Source organism: Sphingomonas panacisoli (genome assembly GCF_007859635.1).
In the GTDB taxonomy this organism is placed as follows: domain Bacteria; phylum Pseudomonadota; class Alphaproteobacteria; order Sphingomonadales; family Sphingomonadaceae; genus Sphingomonas; species Sphingomonas panacisoli.
Window position 1 is genome coordinate 2,777,354 of the sequence record NZ_CP042306.1, and the last position, 11,748, is coordinate 2,789,101.

Consider the following 11,748-nt stretch of genomic DNA (forward strand, 5'->3'; position numbering starts at 1 on the left):
ACGCTCCGGCCTTCGCCGGAGTACGGTTAGACCGCGAAGCCCAATCCGCGCAGGTCGGCGCGCAATTGCGGTTCGCCGGTAAATGGCAGCCCGTGGATACCCACCGCGTTCGCCCCTTCGACGTTCGCCGCATTGTCGTCGACGAACACGGCTTCCGCCGCGCGCAACCCGAATCGGTCGAGCGCGAGGCGGTAGATCGCGGCGTCGGGCTTCACGAGCTTCTCGTCGCCGGACACGACGACATCGCGAAACGGCGCGAAGAATGCGGCTTCACGTTCGCGGAACGGTGGCCAGAACTCGCCGGAGAAATTGGTGATCGCAAAGAGCGGCACGCCCGCCGCGTCGAGATCGGCGACCAAATCCGCCATCCCCGGCAGCGCCGGCCCGATCGTCTCGTTGAAGCGCGGATGGAGCGCACGAATCGCATCGGCGTGGTCGGGATACTCCGCGATCAGCTCGGCCGATGTCTCCGCGAACGGCCGCCCGGCGTCGTGCTGGAAATGCCAGGCCGGCGTGACGACGTCGCGCAGGGAACGCATCGAGCGCCTCACCCTCGGGGATGAGACGCTCGTAAAGAAACCGGAGGTTCCAATCGAACAGCACCCGGCCGACATCGAAGACGACGGCGCTGGGGGCCATACGCGGCTCAGCCCTGGCGGGCCTTGAAGCGGCGGTTGGTCTTGTTGATGACGTACGTGCGGCCGCGACGACGGATCACGCGGTTATCCCGGTGACGGTCCTTGAGCGACTTCAGTGAATTGCGGATCTTCATGATCGATTCGCTTCTTTGCAATGCTGGTGAAAACTGGAAGCGGCGCGCCTATAGCGGGGGGTCCGCGAAGTCAACCCGCCCAGCTCGTGGAAAGGTCGGCGAAACGGACTCGCGGGCGGTGCGTTGCACCAGGGCAACGAGAAGGAAACGAACATGCGCAGGGCGGTATTGATAGCGGCACTGGCGATGACGGCATGCACGACCGCGCCGCCCGTCTTTCCGACCGAAGTGACTCGATTCCGCGCCGACGAGGTGCCGCGCGGCACGATCAGCCTGGCGCCGGAGGACGGCCTGCCCGACGGCCCATTGTTCCAGAGCTATGCGGCGGCGGTCGGCGATGCGTTGACCGCGCAGGGTTACACCGTCGTGCCGCCGGGTGCCAGTTCCGCATACGTCGCCCGGATCGGGTTCCAGAGCAACACACGGTCGGTGCGCGGTCCCGCCCCGTTCACGCTAGGCCTTGGCGTCGGCGGCGGCAGCTACAGCCGGGGCGGCGGCGTCGATGTCGGCGTGGGCGGCGGCATTCCGATCGGCAAGCGCGAGTTGCGCGACGATACCGCGGCCACGTTGTCGGTCCGCATCAACCGCCGCGCGGGCGACTTGGGCATTTGGGAAGGCAAAGCGCAGACTCGCCTGATCCGCCGCGCCGGGGCGGGCGAAGCGAATGCGATGCCGGCAAAGCTGGCCCATGCGCTGTTCACGGGGTTCCCCGGCGAATCGGGACGCACTATCACGGTCAAATGACCGATACCTCCCCAGCCATCACCAGCGCCTTCGACGGCGGCAACATCAAGCTTGTCGCGATCGACGGTGACCGCATCGATCTAGAAATTCTGAAGGACAAGGATTCGGATTTCTACCAATGGTTCTCGTTCCGGCTGACCAATGCCGCCGGGCGGAAACTGACGTTCCGCATCCTCAACGCCGGCGGTTCGGCCTATCCGTTCGGCTGGCCGGGCTACAAGACGCGTGCCTCGACCGATCGCGTGGCGTGGCGCCAGATCGAGACGCGGTACGAGAATGGCGTGCTCGAGTTCGACTGGCAGAGCGACGCGCCCGTCGCCTATTTCGCCTATTTCGCGCCGTATACGATGGAGCAGCACGAGGCGCTGATCGCGAAATACGCCGCGATGCCCGGCGTCCAGCACCGCGAACTCGGCCACACGCTCGACGGCCGCGCGATGGATCTGCTGACGATCGGATCGGGCGACAAGCCGGTCTGGCTCTACGCGCGTCAGCACCCCGGCGAGAGCATGGCCGAATGGTGGATAGAGGGCGCGCTCGAATGGCTGACCGGGCCGGCCGCGCAGGCGCTCAAGGCCAAATGTACTTTCTACGTCGTCCCCAACATGAATCCCGACGGCACGTTCCGCGGACATCTGCGCACCAACGCCGTCGGCATCAACCTCAACCGCGAATGGCACGAGCCGTCGATGGAAAAGAGCCCAGAGGTCAAGCTGGTCCGCGACGCGATGGACGCGACCGGCGTGAAGCTGGCGATGGACGTTCATGGCGACGAAGCGATCCCGGCCAATTTCCTGGCCGGGTTCGAGGGCATCCCGAGCTGGACCGACGAACTGGGCGAGAAATTCTACGATTTCGGCCGCCGCCTGGAAGCGCGCACGCCGGAGTTCCAGACCGAGCAGGGCTACGAGAAATCGGCACCGGGCAAGGCGAACCTGACGATGTCGACCAACCAACTCGCCGAACGCTACGGCGCGGTCGCGATGACGCTGGAAATGCCGTTCAAGGACCACGACCCGAATGCGGACGCGGAATTCGGCTGGTCGCCGGAGCGGTGCAAGGCGCTGGCGGTGGCGATGCTGGAGACGGTCGAAGAAGTGATCGACGGGATCTAATCCTCCCCCGGAGGGGGAGGGGGACCAGCCGCAGGCTGGTGGAGGGGTAGCTCGCCACAAGCGACCGCGACGATGTGGCGTATGACGCCGTCCAAGTTGGTAAGGACATCCCGCGCCGGAATACGGCACGTTCGAACGCCGCTCGCTAATACCCACGCGTCGCGCGCAACATCCCGTTGCGGCCGGTCGCCGCGTCCATGCGCCTCGCCATCTACCTCGATCGCCAGCTTCTTTGCCGCGCAGAAGAAATCGAGCACGAACGGCCCTGCCGGATGCTGGCGTCGAAACTTGAGACCGGCGGGTCGCTTGCGGAGTTCGCGCCACAGCAGGACCTCGGGCAGCGACATGTCCTGCCAGAGAACAGCTGCGCGTTTTTGCGTCGATTTCGGACCGTGCAGCATGTGGCGCGCTACCCCTCCACCATCGCTGCGCGATGGTCCCCCTCCCCTTGCAGGGGAGGATTAGCCGAAGAGCTCCGCCAGGAAATCCCGACCCGCTTCCCAGCTCCGGTTATCAGCGCGCTCCTCGTACGCCACGCCAGGGCGCACCGCCGGCTGGCCCTTGCGGTCCTTGTCGGTGAAGGCGTGGCCTGCCGTACCGTAAGCGTGGATCTGCCAGTCGGCTTGCCCCTCGCTCAACTCCCTGCCCAACGCGACCATCACGTCGGGCGGCGCGATCGGGTCTTCCCAGCCGTGGCAGACAAGCACCTTGGCCTGGATCGGCGAGGCGTTGGCCCAATCGGGCTTGTCGTAGACACCGTGAAAGCTGACCACGCCGAGCACGTCGAACCCGGCACGCGCGATGTCGAGTGCGCATTTGCCGCCGAAGCAATAGCCATAGACCGCGGTCCTGGCCGGATCGACGAACGCGAAGCCCTTAAGCGCGTCGAGCGACGCCTTGAGCCGGTCGCGGAGCAGACCACGGTCAGCGTTCAATTCGTTCATGTACTGCGCCGGGTTCTCCGACTGGAAGTTCGTCCGCTTGCCCTGCCCGTAGACGTCCGCGACGAATCCGACATAGCCGAGCTTGGCCAGATTCTCCGCCGCCACGCTGTCCGATTCCTTCGCGCCCAACACGTTGGGGATCACCATCACGCCGGGGCGGGCGGTTTCGACCTCGTCGTCATAGGCGAAGACGCCCTCGAACGGGCCACCGGGGCCGTCATACACGAATGTCTGCCGCACGATCGCCATGGCCTGCTCTCCCGGTTTGCCGTTATGGTCGCAACCGCTACAGACGCCGCGAAAGCCCCGCAAGGAGATCGACGTGCCCACCCTTGTCCTGATCCGCCACGGCCAGTCGGCCTGGAACCTGGAGAACCGCTTCACCGGCTGGTGGGACGTCGACGTCACCGAACAGGGCGCGGCGGAGGCCAAGACGGCGGGCGAGCTGATGGCGGCGAAGGGCCTCGATTTCGACCAGTGCTTCACGTCGCTCCAGACGCGCGCGATCAAGACGCTCAACATCGCGCTGGAAGCGATGGGCCGGCTATGGTTGCCGGTCGAGAAGGACTGGCGGCTGAACGAACGGCATTATGGCGGGCTGACCGGCCTCAACAAGGCGGAGACCGCCGCCAAGCACGGCGACGATCAGGTCCATATCTGGCGCCGCAGCTTCGACATTCCGCCGCCCGCGCTGGAGACGGGGGGCGAGTTCGACCTGACCAACGACCGCCGCTACGCCGGCATTGCGATCCCGGCGACCGAAAGCCTGAAGGACACGATCGCACGCGTATTGCCCTATTGGGAGGGCCGCATCGCTCCCGCGTTGAAGGATGGTCAACGCGTGCTGATCTCCGCCCACGGCAATTCGCTCCCGCGCGCTCGTCAAGCATCTGTCGGGCATACCGGACGACGAGATCACCAGCCTGGAAATCCCGACCGGCCAGCCGATCGTCTACGCACTCGACGATCAATTGAACGCGACCGACCGCTACTACCTCAGCGAACGGTGACGCTTCCGTCCTAGACCGATTGGCTCGATCGGCGCACCCTCTCCCCGAGCGAAGGAGAGTCGCCATGCCGCAATTCGTGATCGAACGGGACATGCCGGGGATCGGCGGGGCCAGCGCCGCCGACCTTAAGGGCGCATCGCAAACCTCGTGCAGCGTGCTGCGTGACCTCGGCCCGGAAATCCAGTGGGTCCATAGTTACGTCACCGACGACAAGATCTATTGCATCTATCGCGCGCCGTCGAGCGACCTGATCCGACAGCACGCGGAGACCGCAGGTTTTCCGGCCAATTCGGTTTCCGAAGTCCGCAACGTGATCGACCCGACCACCGCGGAGTGACGCATCAGGCGTGCTGCTCGATCAGCGCGGCGACGCCGTCGGGGTTGTCGGCGACGAGATAGTGGACCGCGTCCGGGACGGTGGCACGCGCCACCTTCGTGAAGCCGCTGCCCTTAAGCGCCGCGACGATGCGATCGGCGAGTCCGACAAAGGGTGAGCCGTCGCCGGTGCCGTAGACGATCGGCACGTCGTTCAGCCCACGCTTCTCGAGCCCGAATTCGGCATTGTCGTCGAACGCGCGGTACATCTCGCACGCGGCGTGGAATTGCGCGGCGGTGGCGTAAGCCTTCAGCGCTTCGCCCATTTCGGCAGCGTCGTGCTGCCCCATACGCAGGAAATAGCTGAGGAACGCATCCTGCCGCCCGCCCGCGACCAAAGTCTCCGGCAAGTCCGGCGTCTGCAGGAAGCCGACATGCCAGGACTTCGGCCCGCTCAGCGCCTCGTCCCAGCCGTCGAGCCCCGGCACCGGCACGTCGAGGATCATCGCGCCGCGCAGATCCTTCGGGTACATCCGCGCATAGGCATGTGCGACCATCCCGCCGATATCGTGGCCGACGACATACGGCCGATCGAGCTTGAGCACGCGCGCCAGTTCGTGGACATCCGCCGCCATCGTCGCCGCGTCGAACTTCGCCGAGCCCGCGGTCGATTTGCCGATGCCGCGCAAGTCGGGCGCGACAACGGTGTAACGCTTGGCCAACCGCGCGATGATCGGGCGCCACTCGTTCCAGTCCTGCGGAAATCCGTGGAGCAGGATCAGCGCCGGCCCGCGCCCCGCCTTGGCGAAATGCAGTACCGCGCCGTGGACGCGCGCGGTGCCGAACGACAGGCCCTTGTCGCGCCGCCCGCGATCGATCCTCGAGCGTACCGTCCGGGCGATAGCCACCCCCGACCCCGCAATGGCCACGGCGGCCGCCAGCCCCAGCAGCGCGCGATTGCGCGTCTCGGTCGATTTCTCTTCGCTCATGGCGGCAAGATAGGACGCCGTCGCTCGACGCGGAACCCCCGGCCATTTATCGTGTTCTCCCGATATGCCACGCACTCGCTCCATCGCGCTTTTCGCGCTGCTCGCCGCCCTGCCCGCCTTTGCGGCCGCGCAGGACAAACCGTCCAACATCGACGAAGCGGGGAAGATCGTGTCGCAGCCTGCGCGCGATATCGGCGCGGCCAAGACCAAGATCCCGCCAGTGCTCGAACGCGCGGCGGAGAATCCCTACACGCTGAGCGGTCTGGGGACGTGCGGGGCCATGGCATCCAAGCTCGGCGAACTCGACCAGGCGCTCGGTCCCGATTTCGACGACGGCCCGCAAAAGGGCGACAGCCTGGCGAAAGTCGGCGGCAAGGCGGTGGTCAACTCGCTGATCCCGTTCCGCGGCGTGGTCCGCGAGATCAGCGGGGCGGCGGCCGCCGACCGGGCGCTGGCGGCGGCGACCGATGCCGGGATCGCGCAACGCGGCTTCCTGCGGGGGGTGTACCAGACGAGGGGTTGTCGCGGCAGATAAGCGCGGTTGCCCTGACGCGTTCCCGCCGCTAACGCGCCGCGATGGAACCCTTGGTCGGCATCATCATGGGCAGCACCTCCGATTGGGAGACGATGCGCCACGCCGCCGAGAAGCTCGACGAACTGGGTGTCCCGCACGAGACAAAGGTGGTGTCGGCGCACCGCACGCCGCAGCGGTTGTACGACTATGCGACCAGCGCCGCCGACCGCGGACTGAAGGTCATCATCGCGGGCGCCGGGGGTGCCGCGCACTTGCCCGGCATGGCAGCGTCGATGACGCATTTGCCGGTGCTCGGCGTGCCGGTCGAGAGCAAGGCGCTGAAGGGCGCGGACAGCCTCTATTCGATCGTCCAGATGCCGGGCGGCGTGCCGGTGGGGACGCTCGCGATCGGCAAGCCCGGGGCGATCAACGCCGGGCTGCTGGCGGCGGCGATCCTGGCGACGTCGGACGCCGCGCTGGCCGATCGGCTCAAGGCCTGGCGCGCCGCGCAGACCGACAGCGTGGCGATCGACCCCGAATGAAGACGCTGCCGCCCGGATCGACCATCGGCATCCTGGGCGGCGGACAGCTCGGGCGGATGCTGGCGAGCGCCGCGGCGGAACTCGGCTATCACACGCACATCCTCGCTCCCGATGCGGAAAGCGTCGCGGCGCAAGCGGCATCCAGCTTCACCCGCGCCGATTATCACAGCCGCATCGTGCTCGACGAGATGGCGGCGAAGTGCGACGTCGTGACCTACGAGTTCGAGAATATCGCGATCGATCCGGTCGATTATCTATCGACCAAGGTGCCGGTCCACCCCGCCCCGGCCGCGCTCGCCATTGCGCAGGATCGCGCGAGCGAGAAAGCGTTCGTCGACGGGATTGGCGGCCGCACCGCGCCATGGCGGCGCGTAGATAGCCTCACCGAACTCGAAACCGCGCTAGCGGAGATCGGCGCACCGGCGATCCTCAAGACGTTGCGGCTCGGCTATGACGGCAAGGGCCAGGTACGCATCACCGCGGCCGACGAAGCCGAGGCCGCGTGGCACGCGATCGGCCAGCGTCCGGCGATCCTCGAAGGGTTCGTCGACTTCTCCCACGAATTCTCGATCATCCTCGCGCGCGGCGCGGACGGGGCGATGGTCAGCTATCCGCCGCCATGGAACCGGCATGTCGACGGCATCCTCGCCACCTCGTCGCTGCCCGCGCCGCCGGAGATCGCCGCGCAATGGGGCATCGCCGCCGCGCTGACTGGCCGGATCGCCGACGCGCTGGGCTATGTCGGCGTGCTGACCTGCGAGTTCTTCGCGACCGCCGACGGCCCGGTGCTCAACGAAATGGCCCCGCGCGTGCACAATTCGGGGCATTGGACGATCGAGGGCGCGGTCGCATCGCAATTCGAGAACCACGTCCGCGCAATCTGCGGCCTGCCGCTCGGCGACACCGCGCTGACGGCGCCGGCGGTCGAGATGGAAAACCTGATCGGCGATGCCGCCGGGCGCTGGAAGGAAATCCTCGCCGAGCCGGGCGCCCACCTGCACCTCTACGGCAAGGGAGACGCCCGTCCGGGCCGGAAGATGGGACACGTCACCCGGTTGCAGCGGACGCTCTGAACCCGATCAACGACCTTCACGGTCGCAAGCGTCGTCGTCCCCCGCTCGGCACGCACGCCGGTCCGCCATTTCCTGCTCGTACCGGGCGCGACCGCGATCATAGTCCGCCCTCTGCCGCTCGGAGTCGCGTCTCGCGTCGGCATAATCACCGTTGCCGAGCACTTTGGTGCCGTCCGGCCGCACCCACCACCAGCGTACGCCGCGCTCGACGACCCGGTCATTCTCCTTGCGGTTGAGTTCGCGCGTCTGCGCGGCATCGCGGGCGCGCGCCGCGGCGTTGCGCATCGCCGGATCGCGCGGATCATCGGCCAGCGCAGCCGCCGGTATGGCAGCGGCAATCACTGCCCCGCAGAGCAACGGACTAAACTTCATGGCACTATCCCCTCCCGGATTTCGGAAAGGAATATCAGTGCGTTGAAGAGGCCGGCAATTCAATTGCGATGAACGGCGCGCCGTTCGTCGCGCGCGTCGTGCAACCGAGCGCGGAAGCGCAACTTTTCGGTAACGATCGCCAGGCCCAGAGACGGGCCTAGCGATCAGGCACAGCCGGTCAGCCGACCCGCGTACCGCTCAACGGGAAGCTGCCGAACGCGCCCGCGGTCACCGTGCCGGTGATCGTGTCGCCATCGACCGTCGCTTGGTTGGTCAGCGTCATCGGCATCGGCACCGTGATCGACACGGACCAGGTCAGCTTGTTGCCGTCGACCTTGCCGTCCGAAATCTCGGTCGTGCCCATCGCGCCGGCCTGGGTGCCGGTCCAGGTGTCGCCGTTGCTGTTGACCGTCAGCGTCGCCTTCTGGTCGCCCATCGGCGACTTCACGACCGTTTCATACGTGCCGTCGACTGCCATTCTCTCTCTCCCAAAATCCGTCAGCGCGCGCCGAGCGACGCGGCTGGAACGACCTCGACAGGCAGCCCGACCTTGTCAAGCTGCGCCCGCACCGTCTTGGCGTCGCCGACGACGACCCAGACCAGCTTCTTGGGGTCGAGCGCGGACGCCATGACGCTACGGAGTTGGGGCAAAGTGAGCGCACGATAGCGTGCCGCGATGCCCGCATAATAGTCGTCGGGACGCTTGTACAAAATGTTGTTCTGCATCGCGCCGAGCACCGCGCGCGAGGTTTCGAACCCGCCCGGCAGCGAGCGAATCGATCCCGCGATCGCGCGGTCATATTCGACCTGCGTCATCGGCTTGTCGCCGAGGTACCCCGCCATGTCGCCCATCACCGCGGTCAGCGAATCGCCCGTGCGATCGGCCTGTACCCCGGCCGAGACGATATAGGGCGTGGCCCCCGCCGCGCGCTGGAAGAACCCGCCCGCGCCGTACGACCAATGCTTGTCCTCGCGCAGGTCCATGTTGATCCGGCCCAGGAAGCCGCCGCCCAAGCCATCATTGGCGGCGATTACCGGCAACAGTTCGTCGGTCCCGACCAGCCCGGTCGGGACGATCCCGACGATCACCGACTGCGGCGAATCGGGTCGGTCGATCAGCACGATCTTGGGCGTCGCCGGCGCGGTGGCCTTCAGGTCGCCCTTGGTCCCGCCGGCGCCGTCCATCTTCCAGTCGCCGAACTTGGCGTCGAGCGCTGCCTTGACCTCGGCGAGCGGGCGGTCGCTGACGACGAACACGGTCGCCTTGTCGGGGCGCAGCCACGCCTGGCGGAACGCGATCAGATCGTCGCGGGTCAGCTTTGCCAGTGCCTTGCTGTCGCCCCCGCCGAACGCTTTCGCGTAGGGGGAGGCCGGGCCATATGCCAACAACGGCACCGCGCGGAACGCGAGCGCGTTGGGGTTGGTCAGTTCGGACGCGATCCCGGTAAGCTGCTGGTTCTTGATCCGCTCGACCTCGCCCGGCGCGAAGGCCGGATTGCGCAACACATCGGCGAACAGCGCCACGCCGGGTGCCAGGTTCGCGCTCGGCACGTCGAGGCTGAACGTCGTGCGGTCGAACGACGACCCGCTGCCGATATCGGCGCCCAGACGATCGCGGGCCTGCGCATATTCGAGCGCGCTGAGGCTGGTCGTGCCGGCGCTCATCGTATTGAGCGTCAACTGCTGCGTGCCGAGCGCGGTCGGCACGTCGGCGGCGACGCCGGCGTCGAAGCTGATCGCGACGCGCGTCACCGGCGTCGTGGCGCGCTGTGCGTAGACGAGCGTCATGCCGTTCGCGAGCGTCGCGCGCTCGACCTTGGGGAACGCCAGGTCGGCGATCGATCCCGATGCCGGCACCCCGCCGCGCGTTCCCTTGGCCGGTACGTCGGCAGCGGCGGCGACCGGCTTCGGCGGCGCCGCAGCTTCCTCATAGGCGTCGCGCGGCCCGGGTACGATATCGAGCGCATAGACCGGACGGCTCAGCCATTTGGCGGTGACCGCCTTGACCTTGGCCGGCGTTTCCGCCGCGAGTTCGGCCATCTCCTTTTTGTAGAAGCCCGGATCGTTCTGATAGAGCGCGCCCTGCGCCAGCGCCACGGCCTTGCCGCCGAACCCGCCGACCTGTTCCAGCCCCTTCATCCGGTCGCTGATGTTGCCGACTTGGTAGCGCAGCAATTCGTCGGCGGTCGGACCGCTCGCGACATATTCGGCGACCAGCGCGTCGAGCCGCTTGGCGACCACGGCCGGATCGACCCCCGGGCGCACGTCGACCTCGATCCCGAAAATGCCGACCTGCGCAAAGGTCTGGTTGCTGGCCTGGACACGCACCGCCAGCCGCTCCTTGCGAACCAGCACGTCGTACAGCCGCGAGCTCGCGCCGCCGCCCAGCGCATCGGCGGTCACGTCGAGCGCGATGTTCTCGGGATTGTCGCTGCCGGGAACCGCCCAGGACCGAGTCAGCCGCGTGGTCGCGACGCGATCCTTCATCACCTCGTATTTGGCCGAGGCGAGCGTCGGCACCGTCACCACCGGCAGCTTGGTCACCGGGCCCGCCGGGATGCCGCCGAAATACTTCTCCGCCAGTGTCTTCGCGGTCGCGACGTCGATGTCGCCCGCCAGCACCAGCACGGCGTTGTTCGGGCCGTAATGCTCCTTGAACCAGCCCTTCACGTCGGCGAGGCTGGCGGAATCGAGATCGGCCATCGATCCGATCGTCGAATGCTCGTACGGATGCCCCTTGGGGAACAGGCCCGACAGCTGTTTGTAGTCGAACAGGCCGTAAGGTTCGTTGTCGCCCTGGCGCTTCTCGTTCTGGACCACGCCGCGCTGCTCGTCGAGCACGCTCTGGGTGATCGCGCCGGTCAGGTACCCCATCCGGTCGCTTTCGAGGAACAAAGCCCGCTCCAGCGCCGGTGTCGGCACCGTCTCGAAATAGTTGGTGCGGTCGAAATAAGTCGTGCCGTTGAAATCGGTCGCGCCGACTTCCTTGAGCGGCACGAAGAAGTCGCCCGGCGCATTCTCGCTGCCGTTGAACATCAGATGCTCGAACAGATGCGCGAAGCCAGTCTTGCCGGCGGGCTCCATCTTCGACCCGACATTGTACCAGATGCTGACCGCGACGATCGGCGCCTTGCGGTCGGTATGGACGACGACGCGCAGGCCGTTCTTCAACGTGAACTGGGTGAAGGGGATATCGACCGACTTGGCGAGCGTGCCGACCGGGGCGGCGGTCTGCGACACGGCGACGGTCGGTGCGGCGAGCGCGAGGAGAGCGACGCCGGACAGCGCGATGAGCTTGCGGTTCATGGATACCCCTGAATGATGACGTGGCTCGTGGCTAAGATACGGCAGCCATGCT

13 protein-coding genes and 2 pseudogenes are annotated in these 11,748 nt (G+C 66.9%); 7 read left to right on the forward strand and 8 right to left on the reverse strand.

The window, feature by feature from the left end; translation table 11 throughout:
- Window positions 1-26: 26 nt before the first annotated feature.
- A pseudogene (locus tag FPZ24_RS13850) lies at window positions 27-639 on the reverse strand (HAD family hydrolase).
- A gap of 7 nt (window positions 640-646) precedes the next feature.
- Window positions 647-772, reverse strand: coding sequence for a type B 50S ribosomal protein L36 (ykgO, locus tag FPZ24_RS13855; RefSeq protein ID WP_003046794.1), 126 nt, complete (start codon window positions 770-772; stop codon window positions 647-649).
- Window positions 773-925: 153 nt separating this feature from the next.
- Here ykgO and FPZ24_RS13860 point away from each other — a divergent pair, with 153 nt between their 5' ends.
- On the forward strand, window positions 926-1,516 hold the full coding sequence (locus FPZ24_RS13860) for a DUF4136 domain-containing protein (RefSeq protein ID WP_146572931.1): 591 nt from the start codon (window positions 926-928) through the stop codon (window positions 1,514-1,516).
- The gene (locus tag FPZ24_RS13865) at window positions 1,513-2,631 is read left to right on the forward strand and encodes a M14 family metallopeptidase (protein ID WP_146572933.1); all 1,119 of its coding nucleotides are present in this window, start codon (window positions 1,513-1,515) and stop codon (window positions 2,629-2,631) included. The genes FPZ24_RS13860 and FPZ24_RS13865 overlap by 4 nt, the downstream gene beginning before the upstream one ends.
- On the opposite strand, the gene FPZ24_RS13870 is transcribed toward FPZ24_RS13865, so the two are convergent.
- Both FPZ24_RS13870 and FPZ24_RS13875 read right to left on the reverse strand, forming a co-directional pair.
- Window positions 2,628-3,032 (reverse strand): endonuclease domain-containing protein, encoded by a 405-nt coding sequence (locus FPZ24_RS13870; RefSeq protein ID WP_146572935.1) that lies wholly within the window; start codon window positions 3,030-3,032, stop codon window positions 2,628-2,630. The genes FPZ24_RS13865 and FPZ24_RS13870 overlap by 4 nt on opposite strands.
- A 60-nt stretch (window positions 3,033-3,092) precedes the next feature.
- Entirely contained in the window at window positions 3,093-3,824 is a 732-nt protein-coding gene (locus FPZ24_RS13875) for a dienelactone hydrolase family protein (RefSeq protein WP_146572938.1), read from the reverse strand.
- Window positions 3,825-3,897: 73 nt separating this feature from the next.
- Between FPZ24_RS13875 and gpmA the strand changes: the two are divergent.
- Window positions 3,898-4,585 (forward strand): annotated as a pseudogene (gene gpmA / locus FPZ24_RS13880) (2,3-diphosphoglycerate-dependent phosphoglycerate mutase).
- A 64-nt stretch (window positions 4,586-4,649) separates the two neighbouring features.
- A complete protein-coding gene (locus FPZ24_RS13885; protein WP_146572940.1) occupies window positions 4,650-4,922 on the forward strand; it encodes a DUF4242 domain-containing protein in 273 nt (90 codons plus the stop codon).
- 4 nt (window positions 4,923-4,926) lie between these two features.
- Here FPZ24_RS13885 and FPZ24_RS13890 read toward each other — a convergent pair whose 3' ends face one another.
- On the reverse strand, window positions 4,927-5,889 hold the full coding sequence (locus FPZ24_RS13890; protein ID WP_186728870.1) for an alpha/beta fold hydrolase: 963 nt from the start codon (window positions 5,887-5,889) through the stop codon (window positions 4,927-4,929).
- A gap of 64 nt (window positions 5,890-5,953) precedes the next feature.
- Between FPZ24_RS13890 and FPZ24_RS13895 the strand changes: the two genes are divergently transcribed.
- Genes FPZ24_RS13895 through FPZ24_RS13905 form a run of 3 tightly spaced genes read left to right on the forward strand, consistent with a single transcriptional unit; the run spans window position 5,954 to window position 8,018 of the window.
- The gene (locus FPZ24_RS13895; RefSeq protein ID WP_240047483.1) at window positions 5,954-6,424 is read left to right on the forward strand and encodes a hypothetical protein; all 471 of its coding nucleotides are present in this window, start codon (window positions 5,954-5,956) and stop codon (window positions 6,422-6,424) included.
- Window positions 6,425-6,465: 41 nt separating this feature from the next.
- Window positions 6,466-6,945 (forward strand): 5-(carboxyamino)imidazole ribonucleotide mutase, encoded by a 480-nt coding sequence (gene purE, locus FPZ24_RS13900; RefSeq protein ID WP_146572944.1) that lies wholly within the window; start codon window positions 6,466-6,468, stop codon window positions 6,943-6,945.
- Complete coding sequence (locus tag FPZ24_RS13905; RefSeq protein ID WP_146572946.1) at window positions 6,942-8,018, forward strand: 5-(carboxyamino)imidazole ribonucleotide synthase; 1,077 nt, start codon at window positions 6,942-6,944, stop codon at window positions 8,016-8,018. The genes purE and FPZ24_RS13905 overlap by 4 nt, the downstream gene beginning before the upstream one ends.
- A 6-nt stretch (window positions 8,019-8,024) precedes the next feature.
- On the opposite strand, the gene FPZ24_RS13910 is transcribed toward FPZ24_RS13905, so the two are convergent.
- The 3 genes from FPZ24_RS13910 to FPZ24_RS13920 all read right to left on the reverse strand — a co-directional run bounded on the left by FPZ24_RS13910 (window position 8,025) and on the right by FPZ24_RS13920 (window position 11,696).
- A complete protein-coding gene (locus tag FPZ24_RS13910; RefSeq protein WP_146572948.1) occupies window positions 8,025-8,390 on the reverse strand; it encodes a hypothetical protein in 366 nt (121 codons plus the stop codon).
- Window positions 8,391-8,568: 178 nt separating this feature from the next.
- Window positions 8,569-8,868, reverse strand: coding sequence for a hypothetical protein (locus FPZ24_RS13915; protein WP_146572950.1), 300 nt, complete (start codon window positions 8,866-8,868; stop codon window positions 8,569-8,571).
- Window positions 8,869-8,888: 20 nt separating this feature from the next.
- On the reverse strand, window positions 8,889-11,696 hold the full coding sequence (locus tag FPZ24_RS13920; RefSeq protein WP_146572952.1) for a M16 family metallopeptidase: 2,808 nt from the start codon (window positions 11,694-11,696) through the stop codon (window positions 8,889-8,891).
- Window positions 11,697-11,748 lie beyond the last annotated feature (52 nt).